Source organism: Streptomyces corallincola (assembly GCF_019104725.1).
Taxonomy (GTDB): domain Bacteria; phylum Actinomycetota; class Actinomycetes; order Streptomycetales; family Streptomycetaceae; genus Streptomyces; species Streptomyces corallincola.
Map to the genome: position 1 here is coordinate 306,664 of NZ_JAHRXF010000002.1, position 21,974 is coordinate 328,637.

Genomic DNA, 21,974 nt, shown 5'->3' on the forward strand with positions numbered 1-21,974 from the left:
GGTCCCGGCCCGGCCGACGGCGGACCAGCCCGCCTGGGGCTGCGGCGAGCCGATCCCGGCCGGTGCTGCGGTGAACCCGCCCCGGCCGGAGTCGCGATGGGGGCTGCGGTGAACCGGTCCCGGCCGGGCCTGCGGTGAAGTCGAAGGCGAGGAGAGCGAGAGAGCTCGGATCATAGAGTGATGGAGAAGGAAGCCCTTTCATGGCCTCGCCGTCGGCAACGCTAGCAGTCAGGAAGGGATCAGGTCGCGGAGATTTCCGAGGGTGACGATCCGGGAGTCCGGGTGCAGCCCCTCCGGGCGCTCCAGACCGATGTACGTCACCGGCCCGTCCGGGACCGAGACGCCGTCCCACAGGTCAACACCCCCGGCGGGTCCGGTCATCAGGCCGACCAGATGGCGCACGGTCAGCGGCTCGCGCTCCAGGACGGCCCGGACCAGGGCGGACACCGGCGCCCGGTTCTCCTCGACCCGGTTCGCCTCCGCGCGGCCCCTCAGATACAGGTGCAGCCACTTCGCCGACCACCGCCCGCCGCCCTCACGCCGGAAGACCAGGGGCAGCGCCACCCGGCCCGTGCCGCGCAGCTCCGACTTCATCCGCACCGTACGCGGCTCGTACGGACGGCCCCGCTGCTCGCCGTCGCGCAGCATGAACCCGAAGAACGACTCCTCGACCTGCTCGAACCCCTCGCCCGCGAAGATGTTGACCTGCGGCACGACGAACGTCCCCCGCACCTGCTCCAGGGACAGGTCGATGAACTCCGAGGCGCCGTCGGGTGCTTCGGTCACATCGCCCGAGTGTCGGCCGCCGACGGTGCTGAGCGAGGTGTACGACAGCCAGCCCGCGGTGCTGTAGTCGTCGCGCAGCAGCAGCGCCGACAGGTCGAAGTCCGTCGGGCGCTCGGTCTGCTTCCAGTACACGAAGAAGCGCAGCCGTTCGCCGTCGATCACCGAGACCGAGCCGCGCGGCAGCACCCCGAACCCGGACGCGGTCGCCCGTCCGCTCAGCGGAAGCGCCACGTCCAGCACGTCGGGATCCACCAACAGCCGTCCGGTGGAGGGGAGTCGGCGGCGGATCTCGGCATCCAGGGCGACGGCCAGCCGGTCCCGGTCGGCGGCGGGCAGCGGCGGGCGGGCATCGGGCGTCACCCAGGCACGGGCCCGGTGGTTCACGAAGACACGCGGACGGCCGCTCTCCCGCTCCCGGTTGTGCAGGTGCTCGCGCACCGAGAGGACGACCCGGCCGGACACCTCGGGAGCGACCTCTACGGCGGCGGCCACTACCGCGTCCCGCTCCTCCTGACCGGAGGCGGTACGCAGCAGCAGGTCCAGGGCGCGGAACAGCTTCCCCGGCGCCGACCTCAACAGCGTTACGGCGCCGATGACATCGCCCGCTCTCAGCAGCCGGTCCACCCGCGCGTCGAACGACAGCGCCTCCTTCTCGCCCCGCGCCACGGCGAACACCTCGGCGGCGTGCGGCAGGCGCGGGTACTCGTGCGGATGCAGCCGCTCCCCGAGCCGCTTGAACGGCTCCCGGTGCGCGTGCACGTCCGCCAGCTTGGCCGGGTTCGCCGCGACCACCTCGTCCAGCGCCGCGAGGAGCGCCCGGCGCACCGGCCGGGGCAGCGTCCGGAACCGGGTCGGCTCCCGCAGCGTCACGTCCCCGCCCGCCAGCGCGCAGGCCAGCCGGAGCACATCGGTGACGGTGTCCACCAGCGGATCGGCCCCGGCCATGAGTCGCGCCTCGTTCACCACCGCCCGGTTCTCCCGCACCGGGATCGACTCCGGCTGCGGCCCGAGCGCGCAGTGCCCGGCGAGCACCTTGAGATCGGCCAGGTGATCCCCGTCGAGCGGCGTGGTACTCCCGGCCAACGCACCGTAAAGATCGCTGAGTTCACTGTCCATGTCCCGCCCGAGGTGCAGCACGGTCACCCGGTCGCCCGCCGACGCGATCAACTCGTCCTGAGCGGCGAGCATCTCCTCGTACGTGTGCGGGTACCGCCCGTACGCGGGCAGGCTCAGCAGATCCACCGTCCCCCGCCCGAGCCCGGCGAGCACACCCGCCCGCGCCTCCTCGTCCCCGAGCGCCTTCACCAGGCACTCCGTCCAGAACTCCTCGGTGTCCGGCACATTCGCCGGGAAGTCGATGAAGTACGCGTTGTGCCGCACATGGTCCCCCACCATCCCGCGCACCACGTCCAGCGTCCGCCGCGCGGCCCGTACGACAGCCGCCTCCGACAACCCCGACAACCGCCCCAGCAGTTCCCCCGACAACTTGAACCCCACACCCATCAACGCGACATCGAACTGCCGCGCGGCAACCGCCCCTTGACCGGGCGACCCGGCGGGTGAGGGAAGTCGATGAGTGTGCCGGACGATCAACGATTCGAGATTCCGCGGCATGCGGGGATGATCGCAGAGGCCCGCGAGGGGATGCACCGAGGTTTTCGGCGGCCAGGACTCATCCGGCCGACCATGCCGCCGCCAATGGAGTTGGCGCGTTCCAAAGGTCCGCTCCACCCCAGTGATCCGCGTAGTGCCGTGTGCCGGAGGGTGGGAGGCCTTGCCCCGAGACGGTGCCGATCAGGTGCGCGTTCGCCTCGACCGTTTCGGCGTAAGGCAGTTGGCGAAGCCTCCTTCGACACCGGGAAGCGCGGTGACCTTGACCATCGGCATCTTCGACCTCTTCACCTACGCGGTCCCCGGAGCCGTCCGCCTGTCGCTGATCCTCTATGTCCTCGACCGCCTGGGCGTAACCGATCCGGGGAGTCTCGCCACCGTCCCGTCGGCACTGCTGATCATCGGCGGAGCCGTCGCGAGCCATCTGCTGGGCCACCTCACCTACCCGCTGTGCGCCGTCCTGGACAAGCTTGCCCCTCGCTGGAACCGGAGCGTGGACGACGCCCGCACCGAGTTCACCGCCCGCGTTCCCGAGGCCCGCGACCGCCCCTTCGTACACGCCGACTTCTCCTTGCTCCTAGCCGCCGTCGAACTGCACGACAAGAGCGCCACCGGTGAGATCACCCGGCTGCGCGGCCTCGCCCTGATGCTCCGCAATTCCACCCTCGCCCTCGCCCCCGGCTTCGCACTCATCGTCGCCCTGGTCGAGACCGGCGCGGGCCCCCAACACGCCCTGGCCGGCTGCTGCGCGGCCCTGCTCCTCGCCGCCCTCGTCGCCGCCCTCCCCGAAGGACGCCGGGTGCGGCACCTGGACCGTCTGAAGACCCTGGAACTCGCCTTCTGGACACCGGACATCGACGAGAACCCGCGCCCCGGCCAGAGTTCCTGACCCGGCCGCCCTTCCTGCTGCCTCAGCCTCCGACACCCAGCACGCACCCCGGCCACGCATCCGCCACCACGAAGGACACCACCGTCCCCCCGAAGTGACTGGGCCCGGTCCGCCAGGAGTCCGCGATGGCGTCCACCAGCAGGAGCCCGCGCCCGTTGGCGTCGTCCGCATCGGGACACCGGAGCCGCACCTCGCCGGGGACACCGGGGTTGTGGACCTCGACACGCAGCGCGGTCCTGTCCCGGAACCACTCCACCCGGACACGCGCGGTGTCGTCCCGCTCCCCGTAACGGACCGCGTTCGTCACCAGCTCCGAGATCAGCAGGACGCAGTCGTCGATGGAGCAGCCGGGGTCGTACGGCGCGATGAACTTCCGAAACCAGCGCCGGGCGCGGGGCACGGAGTCGGGGGTGGGATAGAGGATCATCGCGCCCAGCCGGGGGGACTCCTCGGTGGGGTAGCGGTCGATCACGTAGTGCATGCGCACACTCCTCCGTCGCGTTGCGGGGCGTCCACCGGAAGGCGGCCCGTAATCAGGCAACTCCATTGCGTGGCAAGGCGATTAGGGTCTTGGGGCTGCTCAGTGACGACCACGCCTAGGGTGTTTTGGTGATCGCTTTACCTGGCGGGCGGAGAGCGCGCGGGCTACGGTGCGCGCATGAACACCATCCGCAACACGGTGCTTGAGGCGTGGATGGCCGAGCACGGGTACAGCTCCAACAGCTTTGCCGAGGCGGTGAATACGGCGATCGGACAGCTCACCGGACGCGTCGGCGGACTGGACGGCTCCTCGGTGCGCGCGTGGAAGGCGGGCCGGGTCACCTGGCCCAAGTCGGCCACGCGCAAGGCGCTTGAGAATCTGACCGGGTTATCGGCGGTCGCCCTGGGATTCATTCCGCGCACCAGACCGCCGTCCCGGAAGGGCACCGACGTGAACCGTCGTACGCTCGTCGGCGGCCTCGCGGCGGCTGCTGCCGCAGCGGCGGCCCCCGGCACTGCTTCGCCGCGCCGCATCGGCATGAGCGATGTGGCCAGGCTCAACCAGCGCTTCGCCGAGATCATCGCCAGCGACCACCGCCACGGCGGCCAACCCGGCATCGAACAGCGGGCATCCGCCCTCGCCGAAGAAGCGCTGAACCTCCAGAACTCGGGCAGCGCCACCCAGCGAGTACGCGGCAGTCTCTACGCCTCCGCAGCGGCTTTCCGTTCCTCCGCGATGTGGGCCGCCATCGACGGTCGGCGCTACGACATCGCCAAGGCGCACATGCGCGAGGCGCAGGCCCTCGCGGAGATGTCCGGCGACCAGGCGATCAAGTTCCGCATCTGGAGCCACGCGGGCACGATGTACCGCCACATGGGGCGCCCGGCGGACGCGCTGGCCGCGAACGACGTGGCCCGCAATCTGCATCTGACGCGGCGGGACCCGTTGTTCGCGTGCCTGGGCCACGCGCGCCACGCGGCGACGCTCGGGCTCACGGGTGATCGCAGCGCCGTACGGCAGGCCCTCGGCAGCGCACGGGACGCCTTCGAACGCGCCGACCCGGACCTGGACCGTCCGATGTGGATGACCGCCGTACGCAATGGCGCGGAACTCGAAACGCTGTCCCTGTCCGCGCACTTCCGCCTCGGTGACTACGAGCGGGCCGAGGCGCACGCCCACCGAAGCCTCGTCCTCCTCCATCCCCAGATGCGCCGCGACCGAGCCATCAACACCGCCCGGCTGGCCCACGCGCAACTGCATCAGGTCGCCCCCGACGCCGCCACAGCCACCGCGATGCGCATCCCGCCCGAGACAGCCACGCAGCACGCTCGGGTCATGCGCTCACTGCGGCAATTCGGCACCACCCTGCACACGTTCGCCCCTGGCAGCACTGCTTTGCGAGCCTGGAGTGAACACACCGCCGGATGGGGGACCGTTTCATGACCGGGGCGTCCGCCGCGAAGGGGTGGGTGCAGATCTCCCGCGCGCGCCGACGCACCTGGCCCCTGATCGCCTTCGGCGAGCGTCTGGACAGGCGTGACACGGAAGGACAGTCGGTCGGCCACGTGTACGCCAACACCATTGCCCACGGCGACCGTTACTGGCAGCGCACCACCCCGGCCCCGGCCGCGAAATACACCGACCACCCTGCCGTAGCCCTGAAGGAAATCGGCGTCCGCCCGTCATGGCGCAAAACCGGCACCGCCCGCCGCATCCACGACACCCTCCTGGCCAACCGTGAGGACCAGCCGTACGTGACGCTGATGGTCAACCCGGCGGCGGGGGACGGCAAGGTCCACGCGCTGTACCAGTCCTGGGGCTACGAAGACCTGGGGCGCAGCCAGCCCTCAGCAGCTTCGCCGGTGCTGACCGTGATGATCCGAACGGTGCGTCTCGGACCGCAGGACATGTGACGAGCTGACCAGATCCTCCGACACAACCGGGCCGGATTCCCGGGGAACTCCCTGTCCGTGACGTTCGGGTCGATCTCGAAGCCCCCGTCCGCTCGACCACACAGATGCGCCCCACCCCCTACCCTCCGCTACAGTCGGCCCCCACGACGACGAGACCGTCTACGGGGGTAGCGGGGATGGTTGCCAAGTACCGGGTCTCCCCCAGGGGTGGGTGGAGGGCGCATGCCCGGATTTCGGTGGCGCTCGCTCAGATTGAGGAGCGCAGGCGCCCTGCCGTTGTCGAGATCGAGCCCGGCCGGTACGACGAGGCGCTCAGGGTGCGCGGCGAGGTGCGCCTCGTCGCTCTCGGAGAGCCCGGCTCCGTGCGGGTCGGCACGCTCGACGCCGATGGGGACGTGCGGGTCGAGGGGCTGGCGTTCGTGGGGCGGGAGACGGATGTCGTCGCGTGCCGGGCGGGGCGGCTGACGCTGGGCCGGGTCGAGATCCGGGCGCACAGCGGGGTGGCGGTGCACGCGTGGCCGGGGACGGTCGTGAACGTCCAGGACAGCACCGTGCTGCACGGGAGGATGCTGTACGACGGGGCGTACGGGATCGTGGAGCGGTGCCGGTTCGGGGAGGCGGCCGACAATGCCGTGGCAGCGATCCGGGGTGCCGAACTCGCTCTGCGGGACAGCCGAATCGAGGGGAGCCGGATTCACGGGGTGCGGGTCAGCGGGGCTCGGGCGTCGGTCCAGGGGTGCGTGGTCACGGGGACCGGTGGAGCCGCCGTCGTCGCGGACACGCAGGGTGAACTCACCCTGGCTGACTGCCGGATCGACGCCGTCCAGGCCGAAGGGGTCATGTTCATCGAGCAGTCGCGGGGGACCGTGGACCGGGTGCGGGTGACCGACGCGCGGCACGGGATCGCGGTGATGACCGGGGCGCGGCCCGTCGTGCGGGGTTCCGAGTTCGTGGACTGCCGGGACACCGGGATCAACGTCCAGAGCGCCGGGCGCGGGATGTTCGACGGGTGTGAGGTGCGGGGCGCCGGGAACGTCGCGGTGTTCGCCCATGAGGGCGGCGCGCCCGAGCTGTCCGACTGCCGGGTCGTGGGCGGCAACGTCGGCATCGCCGTGATCGGCGCCGCCCGTGGACGGTTCACCCGGACCGGGATCGAGGACCTGACCGGCGTAGCGCTGCGTGTCCACGACGAGGGAGGTGCCGTGTTCGACCACGTCCGCGTCGAGCGCTGCCAGTCGGGCCTGGAGACGCGGGGCAACGCGGGCACCACCGCCGAGGTCACCGGCGCGGAGTTCCGGGACATCGACAACGCGGCGGTGGAGGTGGCCGGTCAGTCCCGCGTCACCGTCAGGGGCGCCACCGTCGAACGGGCCCAACTCGGCTACTGCGTGGGCGAGGACGGCCAGTTGTTCGCCTACGACTGCTCGGCCCGCGCCATCACGCACGCCGGGGCCGTCGCGTTGGGCAAGGGCCGGCTCGTCGCCCGCGATCTCACCGTCCACGGCTCCGGCGCCTTCGGTCTCTACGGCACCGACAACTCCCAACTGGACGTCAGCAAGGCCGTCTTCGCGGACTGCGACAAGGCGGGTGCCTGCTACGACGGTACGAGTCGGGGTCGGCTGACGGACTGCGCCGTGACCGGGACGCGCGGCATCGGCGTCCAGCACAACGGCCTCGTCTCCCTGGTCTCCCTCGACACCTCGCTGCCTGTCGTCCACAAGGACATCCCGCCCACCCCGTCGCCCACCACGGTCCACCACCACTACGAGGGGCCCTACTTCGCGGAGGGCGCCCACGGCATCCAGCTCGCCTGGAACAACGGCCACGTCACCCAGCACCAGACCAACCAGAACCAGAACCAGACCAACCAGGACGGGAGCTCCACATGAACGGGACGAACGATCCGCGCAGTCGGCGTCATGACGACGGCCCGGTCATCAACGGGCCAGTATCCCATGCCCAGTTCGCCTGGGGCAACCAGTCCGTCACCCAGAACCAGCAGAACAACACCGCCGCCGCGCCCGGTTACGAGGCACTCGCCGCCCTCGTCGCCGACCTCCTCCGCCAACTCCCGCAGGCCGGGCTCCCCGACGCCGACCGCGCGGACGCGGAGGCCGCCGCACGCGACGTGCTCGACACCGTCAACGGCTCCGGCACCCCCGAACCCGGCCGCGTCCGCCGCGCGCTCACGATGCTCCGGGGCGTCCTCGCCCCCGTCGCCACGGGTGCCGTCGCCGGTACGGCCGCCGGAGCGCAGGACTGGGCCCGACAGGCCATCGAGGGCCTGAGTCACGCCCTCTGACGCCGACGCCTTCCATCAACTTGCTTCAGGGAAAGGTGAGTTGACACCGCACGGGGTGTATACCCGACCGACCCCGCCCGGCCGACCCCGCCCGGGTCAACCTCGCCCCGGTCAACCCCGCCCCGGTCAACCCCGCCCGGGTCAACCCTCCCGCTCGACCCGCCCCTCTCAACCCCGCCCGCTCAACCTCCCCACCAACTCCGCCGCCCGCCCCGCCGACACCCCCGCCGACATCAGCACCGTCACCGTCGCCGCCGGTCCCGCCTCCGCCGCGTCCGCCAGGCCGTCGTTCACCGCCTCCAGCACCGCGAACAGCATCTGCTCGTGCACGTACGCCAGCGCGGGCGCGGGCAGCGGTGAGGTGAACACCCCTTCGTCCAGGCCGCGTTGGAGCAGCCGGACCTTGTGGGCGCGGAGCGGGGCGAGGCGGTCGCGGATGCCCTGGACGGTGACCGTGCGCTGGGCGAGGGCGACCAGGAGGCGGTAGCGGTCGGCGACCTCCCACACCGCGAGCACCGAACGGGCGAACGCCTCGGCCGGGTCGCTCCCCGCCGGGTCGCCCTCCTCTGTGCCGGACCACACCCCGTCCGCCTCCGACAGCGCCTCCACCGCACCGTCCACCAGCGTGCTGATCAGCGCCTCCCGGCTCGGGAAGTGGCCGTACACCGTCCGCCGTACGACCCCCGCCGCGCGCGCGATCTGGTCCATCGAGGCGTCGGGGTCGCGCAGCAGCTCGGACAGGGCGGTGTCGAGGATGTGGCGGCGGTTGGCGTCGGCACGGCTGGAACTGCTCGGGGTCATGGCTGACATTGTGCCCGGCCGACGTTGCCCGGCCGACGCGTCCCGGCCCGCCGCCCTCCCGTAGTTGCACAGGGGTGTGCAACAGTCGTACATTGCACATGGCTGTGCAATTGCACGCCGGTGTGCAATCCGCGGCGTGGTCAGCGAAGCCCCGTCGCACCCGTCGCTCCGAGGAAGGCGAACCCTGCCATGCGACTCGTCGTGAACCAGCCGGTCGAGCGGGAGGGGGAGCCGTATGCCCGCCGCTGGTGGGCGCTGCTCGTGCTCTGCCTCAGCCTGCTGATCATCGTGATGGCGAATACGGCGCTGACCGTCGCGGCGCCCGACATGACCCGTGACCTGGGTCTGACCAGCGCCGATCTGCAATGGGTGATCGACGGCTACACCGTGCCGTACGCCGCGCTGATGCTGCTGCTCGGGGCGATCGGGGACAAGTACAGCCGCCGCGGGGCGCTGGTGCTCGGGCTGCTGGTGTTCGCGGGCGGCGCGGTCGGGGGCTCGCTGGCCGACAGCGCGGCCGGGGTCGTCGCGGCCCGCGCGGTGATGGGACTCGGCGCCGCGCTGATCATGCCCGCCACGCTCTCCCTGCTCGCGGCGACCTTCCCGCGTGCCGAACGCACCCGCGCGATCACCCTGTGGACGGCCACCGCCGGACTCGCCATCGCCGCCGGACCCGTCGTCGCGGGCGCGCTGCTGCGCGGCCACGGCTGGGCGTCCACCTTCCTGATCAACGTGCCGGTCGCCGCCGTGGCGCTCATCGGCGCGCTCGTGCTCGTACCGCCGTCGAAGGCCGGGCACCACGACCGGATCGACTACGTCGGCGGGCTGCTCTCCGTCGTCTGGACCGGCTCGCTCGTGTACATGATCATCGAGGGTCCGCACTTCGGCTGGGGCGCCAGGGCGGTCGGTGCCGCCGTGGCCGCCGGGCTCGGCCTGATCGCCTTCGTCGCCTGGGAGCTGCGCCACCCGCGCCCGATCCTGGACGTACGCCGCTTCACCGACCGCCGGTTCGCGGGGTCCAACCTCGCCGTCGCCCTGTTCTTCCTCGCCGTGTTCGGCGCCTTCTACTTCCTCACCCAGCACCTCCAGTTCGTCCTGGGCTACGACGCGCTGGCGACCGGCGTACGCATGCTGCCGCTCGCCGGGGCCGTGTTCGCGGGCTCCGCGCTCACCGGCTGGCTCACCCCGCGCGTCGGCATGAGGGTCACCGTCACGGCGGGCATGGCCGGGGGCACGGTCGCGCTCGCGCTGCTCACCCGGATCGACGCGGCCTCCACCTACGGGGACTTCGTCGCGCCCCTGATCATCCTGGGGCTGGCCATCGGGCTCGCGCTCTCGCCCTGCACCGACGCCATCATGGGGGCCTTCCCCGAGTCCGAACTCGGGGTCGGCGGCGCCGTCAACGACACCTCGCTGGAACTCGGCGGCTCCCTCGGCATCGCCATCCTCGGCTCCCTCCTCGCCACCTCCTACGGCGACCGGCTCACCGGCGCCACCAGGGGCAGCGGACTCCCGGCGAGCGCCCTGGACACCGCGCGGGACTCGGTCGGCGCCGGGTACGCCGTCGCACAGGGCATCGGGGACAAGGCCCGACAGCTCGCCGCCCAGGCAGCCCGCGCCACCGACCCGCAGCAGGCGGCCGGACTCAAGCAGCAGGCCGCCCAGCTCGCCTCCGGCGCCCGCCGCATGGCCGACGCCGTCACCTCCTCCTTCGCCGGTTCCGTCGCCCACACCAGCCTCATCGGCGCGGTGATCCTCGGCACCGGCACCGTCCTGGTCGCCGCCCTGCTGCCCCGCAGGGGCGGCCCCGCCCAGCAACCGACCGGAGCCGAACGAGCCGCCGGGTCGCAGCGCGCCGGGACGACCGTCCCCTCCGAGCGCGCGGACCTTCCCGCAGGGGACGACCCGGAGCCGCTCCCCGAGACCACGGTGGCCACCGACCCCCAGACCGCCGGGGGTCGTGGGGGCCGCTGACCCCGAGACCCCCGAGACCCCCACCGGGGCCCCTGGGACCCGCACCGGGACCGCGGCCCGAGCCGCCTCCTGACCGCGCCCAGACCCCACAGCCCCGGCTCCCTGTCCCAGCCCCGTCCCGGCCCCGACTTCCAGCCCCGCTTCCCAGCCCCTCGTCACCCACCCCACACCTCAGCACCCGCCATCACCCCGGATACTTGGACCCGACGGACGTCCGCCACGCCCCGCCACCGACGGCAGGCCGGGCGACGGACCGGAACGACAGGCCACACCACGGCGGAAGGCGGGTGCCGGATTGCCGCCCCACCAGAGCCCCCACACGCAGAGCCCCCACACGCACAGCCCCGACGCGCAGATCTCCGACGCGGAGCTGACCCGCCTGGCCCAGGCAGGCGACACGGCCGCGCTGGGCGTACTGCTGGCCCGGCACCAGGCGGGCATGCGGGCGGTGGCACTCGGCGTCCTGGGATTCGGGCCCGACGCCGAGGACGCCGTGCAGGACGCCGCGCTGACCGCGCTGCGGAGCATCGGCGGCCTCCGTGACCCCCGTGCGGCGGGCCCCTGGCTGCGGATGATCGTGCGCAACGCCTGCCGGATGCGGCTGCGGGCGTCCGCCACCACCGTGCCGCTGGCCCGCCCCCTTCTGGAGGCGGACGGCGTACCGCTGCTCCGGGGTACGCCCACGCCGGAAGAGGTGCTGGACCGGCACGCCCTGCGGGACTGGATCTGGCACGCGGTGTCCGAGCTTCCCGAACCGCTCCAGCTCACCCTCATGCTGCGGCACTTCACCGGCGTCACGTCGTACGAGCACATCGCGTCGGTCACCGGGGTGCCGGTGGGGACGGTCCGCAGTCGGCTCAGCCAGGCGCGGGCGCGGGTGGCGAGCGCCCTGCTGGCGACAGGCGACGCCGCGCACGCCGACGCCTCCGCGCTGACCGAGGCCCGGCACCGCGAGGGCGTCGAGACTCTGGCGGCGGCGGAAAGGGGCATGTTCGCCGAGGTGGTCGCGGACCGCTGGGACGACGGCGTGGAACTGCTTGGCGGCCGGGGCGAGCGCGGCGGACGCGATCTGCTGCTGCGCGCGATGGACCGCGACCTGACGGCCGGTGTCCGGCAGCGGGTGCTCCGTACGGTGGCCGGTTCCTCGCTCACCATCTGGGAGAACGAGCTGATCAGCCCGCCGGACGATCCCGACCACTGCCCGCCCGCCGTCGTCTGGGTGCTGTCCGAGCGGGACGGCCGTATCCAGCGGCTGCGGCTGTTCCACCCCACCCCGTACCCGCGCCACCCGGTGGACGAGCGTCCGCCTTCGGCGCTGTGACCGGTGTCACGTCCTCCCGCGCGAACTTCCGCTCCGCCCCCGCATCTTGTCCGTGTTCCCAGCGCCCGGCGCACCCGGCGCTCCCGGCGCACCCACAGAAAGCAGCGGCACCATGAGCACGGACCACACCCCGGCCCACGGGGCGGACACCACCTCCGGCCCCCTCGCCCCCGGCACGCATGACATCGAGATCGACGGCGGCCCCCTGCGCTATCACGTCGCGGGTTCCGGGCCGGTGTGCCTGGTGCACCCCGGCGGCCCCGGCTTCACCTGGGACTACCTGCGGATGCCGGCGGTCGAGGAGCACCTCACCCTCGTCTACGTCGAGCCGCTCGGCACCGGCGCCTCCGGACGGTCGGCCGCCCACCCGCACGGCTACACGCGTGACGTGTACGTCCGTGCCCTGGACGCGCTGACCGGGCATCTCGGCGCCGGGCGCGTCCACCTTCTCGGCCACTCCCACGGGGCCTTCGTCGCCCAGTACCACGCGCTGAAGCACGCCGACCGGCTGGCCGGGGTCGTTCTCTACGAGAGCGCGCCCGCTGTGGGCCCCGAACACTTCGCGGAGGCCGCCCGCAACCTGGAGGAGTTCGCCCGCGCGCACGCCGGTCACCCCGGACTCGCGGACGTGCTCGCCGCCTGGCGCTCCGTGCCGGAGATCGCCGACGACGAGGCGTTCACCACGGCCGCCCGCCGTCTCTTCCCCGCCTACCTCGCCGACTACTGGGGCCGCGAGCGCGAGTTCGCCCCCGTCCGGGACGCGGTGAGCGGCACGTACATCTCCGGGCTGGACGCGGATCTGGCCCCCGCTCCGATCGACGACCGGGACGCCCTCGCCTCGCTCGACCTGCCCACGCTGGTGATCGTGGGCCGCCACGACTTCATCTGCGGTCCCCGCTGGGCGCGTGAGATCCACGAGCGTGTTCCCGGCTCCCGCCTCGTCGTCCTGGAGGACAGCGGCCACTTCGGCCACCTGGAACAGCCCGCCGAGTTCGCGGAGGCGGTCGTCGGCTTCGTCACGGCCACGACGCGCCCCTGACAGAGGCCCGCAGGGGACCGACGGGCCTCCGGCAGTGGACGGCCCGCCGCCCCCCCCGGCGCCTCGGGGTCCCTCCCCGGAGGACCCCGGGCGCCCGTCTGCATTACCCTGCCCTGCCGGGCCACACTGGTCCGGCGGGGCAGGGCAGGGCACGGACGCGGGGCGTACGGAGGCAGTGGGGGAATGAAGATCGACTGGGACCGGCGCACGTGCGCCCGCAAGGGACACACCACCTACGCGCCCGACGACCCGCGCCTGCGCACGAAGCTGCACGCCCGCACCGCGCTCGGTGACGTGTGGCGCTGTCTGCGCTGCGGCGACTTCGTGCTGGGGGAGCCGCATGGCTCCGGCCCGTCTGCCGAGGCCCCGCTGGTCCCGCGCGGCAAGGTGCTGCGCGACCTGTTCATCCTGCGCTTCCTCGCCGTCGAGCGGGCGCTGCGCGGGGTGTTCATCGTGCTCGTCGCCGTCGCGGTGTGGAAGTTCAGCAACAGCCAGGACGCGGTGCGCCGCCTCTTCAACGAGTACCTGGACGTCCTGCGCCCGGTGTTCCGGCACTTCCACTACGACCTCGACCACTCACCCGTCGTCGGCTCCATCCAGAGGGCGTTCGGCTACCGGCACTCCACCCTCCTCCTCGTCGCCGGACTGCTCATCGCCTACGCGCTGATCGAGATCGTCGAGGCCTTCGGCCTCTGGTACGGCAAGCGCTGGGCGGAGTACCTGACCGTCGTCGCCACCGCCGCGTTCCTCCCGCTGGAGATCTGGGAACTCACCGAGCGCGTCAGCGGCCTGAAGATCGCCACCCTCGTCCTCAACATCCTCGCCGTCCTCTACATCGCCCTCGCCAAGCGGCTGTTCGGCCTGCGCGGCGGACGCCGGAAGTTCGACGAGGAACGCCGCGGCGCCTCCCTCCTCGAAGTGGAGACCTCCGCCGGAGCCGCGGCCTCCGCCTGAATCCGCCCCGCCGCCCCTTGCCCTGACGCCCGCGTCAAGGCATACCGTCACCGGCATGCGCATCGGAGAACTGGCCGCGCGGGCCGGGACGACCACCCGTGCCCTGCGGTACTACGAGGCACGGGGGCTGCTCCCCGCCCGGCGCGACGGCAATGGCCACCGCACCTACGACGAGGACGACGTACGCCTGCTGCGACAGATCCGGACGCTGCGCGAGGCCGGGTTCGAGCTGGAGGAGACCCGGCCCTTCGTGGAGTGCCTGCGCGCGGGGCACCCCCAGGGCGACTCCTGCCCGGCCTCGCTCGCCGTCTACCGGCACAAGCTCGCCGAACTCGACGCGCTCATCGAGCGGTTGACCGGTGCCCGCGCGACCGTGGCGGCCCAGCTGAAGCACGCCGAGCGGGCGCGGGACGCGCTGGCCGCCGACGCGCTGGTTCCGGGCGGCCCGGAACCCGTCTGTGAACTGGGAGGACGGACATGACCACCGGCACGACCATGACGACCACGCACACCACCAGTACGTCGGAAGTACCCGGAGCACCCGAGGTGATCCAGGTGACCGACGACGACTTCGCCCCCGAAGTCCTCGCCTCTCCCCTCCCCGTCCTGGTGGAATTCACCGCCGAATGGTGCGGCCCCTGCCGCCTGATGATCCCGGTACTGCGCGATCTCGCCGCCGAGGAACACGCCCGGCTGAAGGTCGTACGCCTCGACGTGGACACCAGCCCGCGCACCGCGCTCGCCCACAAGGTGCTCTCCGCGCCGACGTTCCTGCTGTTCCGGGACGGTGAGCCGGTCTGGTCGGCGGTGGGGGCGCGCTCGAAGCGGCGGCTGGCGCAGGAGCTGGCCCCGCTGCTCTGAACGCGGACCCCGCGGACACGGCCCGCACCGCCCCGTACAACGAAGAAATCCCCCGGACAATTGCGTCCGGGGGATTTCCGCGCGTATATTGGGGGATTCGTGATTTCCGTACGGGGACGTCACGAAGCAGCTCAATAACCAGAGTATATCGGGCCGGGAGTGGAATTGTCAAACAGGGAATTTCCAGACGATGAATTGCGGCAGGAGCAGGAATTCATCGACGGACTGTACGCACGCGCCGACGTGCTGCGCGGGGAGACCGAGACCTCGGTCGCGGACGCGCTCGCCCAGGGCGCCAACCCGATGCAGGCGCGGCTGGAGCGGGACATCCTGGTCGCGGAGCGGTCCGGGATGCTGGCCGCGCTGAACGCGGTGGACGGCTCGCTCTGCTTCGGGCGGCTCGACCTCGCGGACGGCACCGTGCACCACATCGGCCGGATCGGGCTGCGCGAGGACGACGCGGAGCGCACCCCGCTGCTGATCGACTGGCGCGCCGACGTGGCCCGCCCCTTCTACCTGGCCACCGGGCACACCCCGATGGGGCTGCGCCGCAGGCGGCACATCGCCACCGAGGACCGCACGGTCACCGCGCTGCACGACGAGATCCTCGACCTGCACGACGCCACCCGCACCGGGCACGAGGACCCCAGCGGGGACGCGGTGCTGCTCGCCGCCCTGGACGCGGCCCGCACCGGGCGGATGGGCGACATCGTGCGGACCATCCAGGCCGACCAGGACCGCATCATCCGCGCCCCGCACCGGGGCGTCCTGGTCGTGGAGGGCGGACCCGGCACCGGCAAGACCGCCGTCGCCCTGCACCGCGCCGCCTACCTCCTCTACGAACACCGGGAGGTGCTGGCCCGCCGCGCGGTGCTCGTCGTCGGCCCCAACCCCGCCTTCCTCGGCTACATCGGCGAGGTGCTGCCCGCGCTCGGCGAGACCGGCGTACTGCTCGCCACCGTCGGGGAGCTGTACCCCGGCGTGCGGGCCACCGCCACCGACACCCCCGAGGCGGCGGCCGTGAAGGGCGCCGCCGCGATGGCCGGGGTGCTCGCCGCTGCCGTACGCGACCGGCAGGCGCTGCCCGACCCGGTGATCGCCGTCCGGCACGACCGCGAGGTGCTGATGCTGGACGAGGGCCTCGTCGCCGTGGCCCGCGACCGCGTCCGCGCGCTGAACCTCCCGCACAACGCGGCCCGCGAGCACTTCGAGGGCCACATCCTCAACACGCTCACCGAGTTGTACGCCGAACGCGTCGGCACCGACCCCTACGACGGCACCAGCCTGCTGGACGCCTCCGACCTCACCCAGATCCGCGACGAACTCGCGGAGAACCCCGAAGTGTGGTCCGCCATCCACCAGTTGTGGCCGCGTATCACCCCGCGCCGACTCGTCGCGGACCTCCTCGCGGAACCCGAGGGGTACCTGTCGGCGGCCGACGCGGACGCGGTGCGCCGACCGGTGACCCGCGCCTGGACCGTCGCGGACGTGCCGCTGCTGGACGAGGCGGCCGAACTCCTCGGCGTGGACGACCGGCGGGCCCGCTCCCGTGCCGAACGCGAACGGGAGGAACAGGTCGCCTTCGCGCAGGGCGTGCTGGACGTGTCGTTCGCCTCGCGCACCTACGAGTTCGAGGACAAGGAGGAGGGCGACCCGGACGGCTCCGAGGTGCTGTCCGCGCACGACATCATCGACGCCGAACGGTTCGCGGAACGCCACGAGGAGGCCGACCACCGCAGCGCCGCCGAACGCGCCGCCGCCGACCGCACCTGGGCGTTCGGGCACATCATCGTGGACGAGGCGCAGGAACTCTCCCCGATGGCCTGGCGGTTGCTGATGCGGCGCAGTCCCACCCGCTCCATGACCCTGGTCGGGGACCCCGCGCAGACCGCCGAGGCGGCCGGGGTCGGCTCCTGGCGGGAGATCCTGGACCCCTACGTCGGGGACCGCTGGGAGCACACCCGGCTCGGCGTCAACTACCGCACCCCGTCCGAGATCATGGACCTCGCGGCGGCCGTGGTCCGCGCCGAGCACCCCGGCTTCGAGCCGCCCGGCTCGGTCCGCTCCACCGGCGTACGGCCCTGGGTGCGGGACGCGGGCGGCGACCTGCCCGGCGCGGTCGCGGCGGCGGTCGCGGAGCTGACGCCGGACGAGGGGCGGCTCGCCATCATCGCGCCGCGCGCCCTGCACCGGCGGCTCGCCGCCCGGCTCGACGGCGTCACGGCGGGCGCCGAACCCGATCTGACGCGGGCCGTCGTGCTGCTCGACCCGCGCCAGTCCAAGGGGCTGGAGTTCGACTCCGTCCTCGTCGTCGAACCCGGCGCGTACGGCACCAGCGATCTCTACGTGGCCCTCACCCGCGCCACCCAGCACCTCGGCGTCCTGCACACCGGGGAGCTGCCCGAGGCGCTCAGGCGGGCCGCAGCCACAGCGTAGCCAGCGGGGGCAGGGTGAGCCGGACGCTCGCGGGGCGGCCGTGCGCGCCCTGCGGCTCCGGCTTCACCGGGTCCGGATGGACGACGTCACCGCCGCCGTACCGGGCCGCGTCGGTGTTCAGCACCTCCGTCCAGGCCGGTACGTCCTCCGGCACCCCGATCCGGTAGTCGTGCCGGACCACCGGCGCCAGATGGGACACCGCCAGCAGCGGGGTGCCGTCCGCGCCGTACCGCAGGAACGCGAGGACGTTGTCGTCGGCCGCGTCCCCCGAGACCCACGCGAAGCCCGCCGGGTCGGTGTCCCGCTGCCACAGCGCGGGCGCCGACCGGTAGTTCGCGTTCAGCTCGCGGACCAGTTCCCGTACGCCCCGGTGGTCGGCCTGGGCGCCGTAGGCCGGGTCGAGCAGCCACCAGTCCGGGCCGTGCGCCTCCGACCACTCCGCTCCCTGCGCGAACTCCTGTCCCATGAAGAGGAGTTGCTTGCCGGGGTGGGCCCACATCCAGGCCAGGTAGGCGCGCAGGTTCGCCCGCTGCTGCCACCAGTCGCCGGGCATCTTGGAGACCAGCGAGCCCTTGCCGTGCACCACTTCGTCGTGGGAGATGGGCAGCACGTAGTTCTCGCTGTACGCATACACCATCGAGAACGTCATCTCGCCGTGGTGGTACTTGCGGTGCACCGGCTCGTGGCTCATGTACTGGAGCGAGTCGTGCATCCAGCCCATGTTCCACTTCAGACCGAAGCCGAGCCCGCCGAAGCCGCTCGGGCCGACCTGGTCGGTGGGCCGGGTCACGCCGTCCCAGGCGGTGGACTCCTCGGCGATGGTGACCACGCCGGGGCAGCGGCGGTAGACGGTGGCGTTCATCTCCTGGAGGAAGGCGACCGCGTCCAGGTTCTCCCGGCCGCCCCGCTCGTTCGGCGTCCACTGGCCCGCCTCGCGGGAGTAGTCCAGGTAGAGCATCGAGGCGACCGCGTCCACCCGGAGCCCGTCGATGTGGAACTCCTCGCACCAGTACACCGCGTTGGCGACCAGGAAGTTCCGCACCTCACGGCGCCCGAAGTCGAACTCCAGCGTGCCCCAGTCCGGATGCGCGGCCCGGCGCGGATCGTGGTGTTCGTACAGCGGGCGCCCGTCGAACTCCGCGAGCGCCCACGCGTCGCGCGGGAAGTGCGCCGGGACCCAGTCCATGATCACGCCGATCCCGGCCCGGTGCAGCGCGTCCACCAAGTACTTGAAGTCGTCGGGGGTGCCCAGGCGGGCGGTCGGGGCGTAGAACCCGGTGACCTGATAGCCCCACGAGCCGCCGAAGGGATGCTCGGCCACCGGCATCAGTTCGACATGGGTGAACCCCATCTCCCGCACGTAGGAGGGGAGTTGGTCGGCGAGTTGGCGGTAGCTCAACCCCGGTCGCCAGGACGGGAGATGGACCTCGTAGACGGAGAGAGGCGCCTCGTGCACGGGGGTGTCGGCGCGGTGCGCCATCCACTCGGTGTCGGTCCACTGGTGCCGGGAGACGTCCACCACGGACGAGGTCGCCGGGGGGACCTCGGTGCGGCGGGCCATCGGGTCGGCGCGCAGGGTGCGGGAGCCGTCCGGGCGGGTGATCTCGAACTTGTACAGCTCGCCCTCGCCGACGCCCGGCACGAACAGCTCCCAGATCCCGGAGGAGCCCAGCGAGCGCATCGGATGCCCGCCCGCGTCCCAGAAGTTGAAGCCGCCCGCGACCCGCACCCCCCGCGCGTTCGGCGCCCACACCGCGAACCGGGTGCCCGTCACCCCCTGGTGCTCGGTGACCCGCGCGCCCAGCGCCTCCCACAGCCGCTCGTGCCGCCCCTCCCCGATCAGATGCAGATCCAGGTCACCCAGGGTGGGCAGGAATCGGTATGGGTCCTCGGTCTCGTGCTCGGCGCCGTCGTACGTCACCAGCAGCCGGTGCGCGGGGACCTCCGCGAGCGGCAGCAGCCCGGAGAAGAACCCGTCGCCGTCGTCGTGCAGCGCGGCCCGCAGCTCCCCGGAGACCACGGTCACCGCCTGCGCGTACGGCCGGAACACGCGGAAGGCGACACCGCCGGGCACCGGGTGCGCGCCGAGCACGTCGTGCGGGGCGTGATGGGTGCCCTCCAGCAGCCGGTGCCGGTCGGCCGCGTCCACGGCGGGGGAGACGGTGATCTCCAACGGGGGCCGCGGGGACGGCTGTTCGGGTACCCGCACCACCGGCGCGCCGGCCCTGTCCGCGGCGGGCGCGGCCGGTGTCGCGGGCTCGGCGGACTTCGGCCGCTTCGGTGACCTGTCGGACTTCTTCGGCGACTTGGGGGACTTCTTGGACGTCACGGACGTGGCTCCCGGAGGGTCGGGTCGGACGGCGTGGCGAGTCGGCGGACGGCCGCGAGCGGCACGGCCAGCCAGTCGGGGCGGTGCCGGGCCTCGTAGACCACCTCGTAGACCGCCTTGTCGGTCTCGAAGGCACGCAGCAGCACCGGGTCGGTCCGCGGGTCGCGGCCGGACACCTCGGCGTACCCGGCGCAGTACGCGGCCCGGCAGCGCTCGGCCCAGCCGGGGGCCGGGGCGGGCGCGGAGTGGGCCGCGTAGTCGAAGGAGCGCAGCATCCCGGCGATGTCCCGCGCCACCGGCTGCGGCAGCCGCCGCTCGGCCAGCGGGCGGGCCGGTTCGCCCTCGAAGTCGATCAGCGACCAGGCGCCGTCCGGGGAGCGCAGGCACTGCCCGAGGTGCAGATCGCCGTGGACGCGCTGCGCGGTCCAGGTCCCGCTCTCGGCGGACAGGTCCGCCAGCGCGGTGTACGCGGAGCGCAGCCCGGTCTCGTACGGCAGCAGCGCGGGCACCGCGCGGACCGCCGCCTCCAGGCGCTCGGTCATGCCGTCCACCAGCGGCGTCAGCTGGGCGGGGCCGAGGGTGACGGTGGGCAGCGCGCGGGCCAGCGCGGTGTGCACCTCGGCGGTGGCCCGGCCCAGCGCGCGGGCCTCGGCGGTGAAGTCCTCGCCCTTGGCGAGTTCGCGCAGCGCCAGCTCCCACCCGTCGTCCGCGCCGCTCAGGAACGGCTGGAGCACGGCGAGGACGTACGACCCCTCGCCCAGCTCGGCGCGGAGCCAGGCGGCGGGCGCGGGCACCCGCGCGCAGTCCTCGGCGGCCAGGGCGAGCGGCAGTTCCAGATCGGGGTTGACGCCGGGCACCACCCGGCGCAGCAGCTTCAGGACGTACGTGTCGCCGTACACCACCGAGGAGTTGGACTGTTCGGCGGTCATCAGGCGGGGGACCAGGCCGGGCCGGATGTCGTGGCCGGGGTCCCGTTCGAAACGGAGCCCGCCGACGCGGACCCGTGAGCGCAGGGCCTCCAGGAGCACGTCGGCGGGCCGGGTGTCGTAGAGGGCGTCGTAGACCGTGCGGCCCGCGAGCGGCCCCTGGTCCGCGTGTCCGATGAGCGCGGGCGCCAGCCGGGGTGGCAGCGCCTCGCGCACGCCTATGAGGAGCTGGTAGCAGTCGCCGGGGTGCGCGGGGGCGCCCGGCGCGGGCGTCTGGTGGACCCGCAGCAGCAGATGGTAGAGACCCAACCGGCCTTCCACCGGCAGCAGTTCGGTGGCCGCCACCTGGGTGAAGCCGGTGACGGCGCGGCCCTTGCCCGCGAACCAGCGCTGCCGGGGCAGCCACTCGCGCAGCAGCGGTTCCAGCGAGGCGAGCAGCGGGACGGAGGGGCTGGAGGTGGTGCCAGGGGGTGTGACCGTGTCCGACATGGCGTCACGTCCTTTCCCCGGATCGTCGGGGTGTCACTGTTGCGTGCCCCGAGCGGGGCGGGAGAAACCTTCCGCCCCGCCCCGCTCGGTGGCATCGCGTCATGCCGCGTCGGTGCGCAGCCGGAACCAGTAGAAGCCGTGTCCCGCCAGCGTGAGCAGGTACGGCAGTTCACCGATGGCGGGGAAGCGGACCCCGCCGAACAGCTCGACCGGGTGCCGTCCCACGAAGGGCCGCAGGTCCATCTCGGTGGGCTGCGCGAAGCGCGAGAAGTTGTGCACGCACAGCACGAGGTCGTCCTCGTACTCCCGCAGGAACGCGAGCACCGCCGGGTTGGAGGACTGGAGTTCGCTGTAGGTGCCCAGTCCGAAGGCGGGGTTCTGCTTGCGGATCTCGATCATGCGCCGGGTCCAGTGCAGCAGCGACGACGGCGACGACATCGACGCTTCCACGTTGGTGACCTGGAAACCGTGGACCGGGTCCATGATCGTGGGCAGGAACAGGCGGCCGGGGTCGCTGGAGGAGAATCCGGCGTTGCGGTCGGGGGTCCACTGCATGGGGGTGCGTACCGCGTCGCGGTCGCCGAGCCAGATGTTGTCGCCCATGCCGATCTCGTCGCCGTAGTAGAGGATCGGCGAGCCGGGCAGGGAGAGCAGGAGTGCGGTGAACAGCTCGATCTGGTTGCGGTCGTTGTCGAGGAGGGGGGCGAGGCGGCGGCGGATGCCGATGTTGGCGCGCATCCGGGGGTCCTTGGCGTACTCGGCCCACATGTAGTCACGCTCTTCGTCGGTGACCATTTCGAGGGTGAGTTCGTCGTGGTTGCGCAGGAAGATGCCCCACTGGCAACTGGACGGGATCGCGGGG

Annotated in this window: 18 protein-coding genes; 12 read left to right on the top strand and 6 right to left on the bottom strand. The window is 72.5% G+C overall.

Going from position 1 to position 21,974, the window contains the following annotated elements:
* Positions 1–228: 228 nt before the first annotated feature.
* Positions 229–2,400 (bottom strand): TerD family protein, encoded by a 2,172-nt coding sequence (locus KUM39_RS02920; protein WP_217783741.1) that lies wholly within the window; start codon positions 2,398–2,400, stop codon positions 229–231.
* A 253-nt stretch (positions 2,401–2,653) separates the two neighbouring features.
* Here KUM39_RS02920 and KUM39_RS02925 point away from each other — a divergent pair, with 253 nt between their 5' ends.
* Positions 2,654–3,286, top strand: a complete 633-nt coding sequence (locus KUM39_RS02925; protein WP_217783742.1) for a hypothetical protein — start codon at positions 2,654–2,656, stop codon at positions 3,284–3,286.
* A gap of 22 nt (positions 3,287–3,308) precedes the next feature.
* On the opposite strand, the gene KUM39_RS02930 is transcribed toward KUM39_RS02925, so the two are convergent.
* Positions 3,309–3,767 (bottom strand): ATP-binding protein, encoded by a 459-nt coding sequence (locus KUM39_RS02930; RefSeq protein WP_217783743.1) that lies wholly within the window; start codon positions 3,765–3,767, stop codon positions 3,309–3,311.
* A gap of 177 nt (positions 3,768–3,944) precedes the next feature.
* On the opposite strand from KUM39_RS02930, the gene KUM39_RS02935 reads away from it, so the two are divergent.
* The 4 genes from KUM39_RS02935 to KUM39_RS02950 all read left to right on the top strand — a co-directional run bounded on the left by KUM39_RS02935 (position 3,945) and on the right by KUM39_RS02950 (position 7,982).
* Complete coding sequence (locus KUM39_RS02935) at positions 3,945–5,210, top strand: NsdA family TPR-like regulatory protein (RefSeq protein WP_217783744.1); 1,266 nt, start codon at positions 3,945–3,947, stop codon at positions 5,208–5,210.
* On the top strand, positions 5,207–5,680 hold the full coding sequence (locus KUM39_RS02940; RefSeq protein ID WP_217783745.1) for an N-acetyltransferase: 474 nt from the start codon (positions 5,207–5,209) through the stop codon (positions 5,678–5,680). The genes KUM39_RS02935 and KUM39_RS02940 overlap by 4 nt, the downstream gene beginning before the upstream one ends.
* A 236-nt stretch (positions 5,681–5,916) precedes the next feature.
* A complete protein-coding gene (locus KUM39_RS02945; protein WP_308288020.1) occupies positions 5,917–7,569 on the top strand; it encodes a right-handed parallel beta-helix repeat-containing protein in 1,653 nt (550 codons plus the stop codon).
* Positions 7,566–7,982, top strand: a complete 417-nt coding sequence (locus KUM39_RS02950; protein WP_217783747.1) for a hypothetical protein — start codon at positions 7,566–7,568, stop codon at positions 7,980–7,982. Before KUM39_RS02945 ends, KUM39_RS02950 begins: the two co-directional genes overlap by 4 nt.
* Before the next feature lie 168 nt (positions 7,983–8,150).
* Here the strand turns inward: KUM39_RS02950 and KUM39_RS02955 are convergent, their stop codons facing one another.
* The gene (locus KUM39_RS02955; RefSeq protein ID WP_217783748.1) at positions 8,151–8,792 is read right to left on the bottom strand and encodes a TetR/AcrR family transcriptional regulator; all 642 of its coding nucleotides are present in this window, start codon (positions 8,790–8,792) and stop codon (positions 8,151–8,153) included.
* 180 nt (positions 8,793–8,972) lie between these two features.
* Here KUM39_RS02955 and KUM39_RS02960 point away from each other — a divergent pair, with 180 nt between their 5' ends.
* From KUM39_RS02960 to KUM39_RS02990, 7 genes are all read left to right on the top strand, one after another.
* On the top strand, positions 8,973–10,757 hold the full coding sequence (locus tag KUM39_RS02960) for an MFS transporter (protein ID WP_217783749.1): 1,785 nt from the start codon (positions 8,973–8,975) through the stop codon (positions 10,755–10,757).
* A 295-nt stretch (positions 10,758–11,052) separates the two neighbouring features.
* Entirely contained in the window at positions 11,053–12,078 is a 1,026-nt protein-coding gene (locus KUM39_RS02965) for an RNA polymerase sigma factor (RefSeq protein WP_246619504.1), read from the top strand.
* Between the two features lie 112 nt (positions 12,079–12,190).
* Positions 12,191–13,117, top strand: a complete 927-nt coding sequence (locus tag KUM39_RS02970) for an alpha/beta fold hydrolase (protein WP_217783750.1) — start codon at positions 12,191–12,193, stop codon at positions 13,115–13,117.
* Between the two features lie 183 nt (positions 13,118–13,300).
* Positions 13,301–14,071 (top strand): DUF2127 domain-containing protein, encoded by a 771-nt coding sequence (locus KUM39_RS02975; protein WP_217783751.1) that lies wholly within the window; start codon positions 13,301–13,303, stop codon positions 14,069–14,071.
* A gap of 55 nt (positions 14,072–14,126) precedes the next feature.
* Complete coding sequence (locus tag KUM39_RS02980) at positions 14,127–14,552, top strand: MerR family transcriptional regulator (protein ID WP_217783752.1); 426 nt, start codon at positions 14,127–14,129, stop codon at positions 14,550–14,552.
* A 14-nt stretch (positions 14,553–14,566) separates the two neighbouring features.
* Complete coding sequence (locus KUM39_RS02985) at positions 14,567–14,932, top strand: thioredoxin family protein (RefSeq protein ID WP_246619505.1); 366 nt, start codon at positions 14,567–14,569, stop codon at positions 14,930–14,932.
* Positions 14,933–15,127: 195 nt separating this feature from the next.
* Positions 15,128–17,368 (top strand): HelD family protein, encoded by a 2,241-nt coding sequence (locus KUM39_RS02990; RefSeq protein WP_246619446.1) that lies wholly within the window; start codon positions 15,128–15,130, stop codon positions 17,366–17,368.
* Here KUM39_RS02990 and glgB read toward each other — a convergent pair.
* The 3 genes from glgB to KUM39_RS03005 form a co-directional block, all read right to left on the bottom strand.
* Positions 17,343–19,577 (bottom strand): 1,4-alpha-glucan branching enzyme, encoded by a 2,235-nt coding sequence (gene glgB, locus KUM39_RS02995; protein ID WP_308288023.1) that lies wholly within the window; start codon positions 19,575–19,577, stop codon positions 17,343–17,345. The genes KUM39_RS02990 and glgB overlap by 26 nt on opposite strands.
* A gap of 116 nt (positions 19,578–19,693) precedes the next feature.
* On the bottom strand, positions 19,694–21,112 hold the full coding sequence (locus KUM39_RS03000; RefSeq protein WP_217783755.1) for a maltokinase N-terminal cap-like domain-containing protein: 1,419 nt from the start codon (positions 21,110–21,112) through the stop codon (positions 19,694–19,696).
* Between the two features lie 99 nt (positions 21,113–21,211).
* On the bottom strand, positions 21,212–21,974 hold a 763-nt coding region (locus KUM39_RS03005; protein ID WP_217783756.1), incomplete at its 5' end, for an alpha-glucosidase C-terminal domain-containing protein.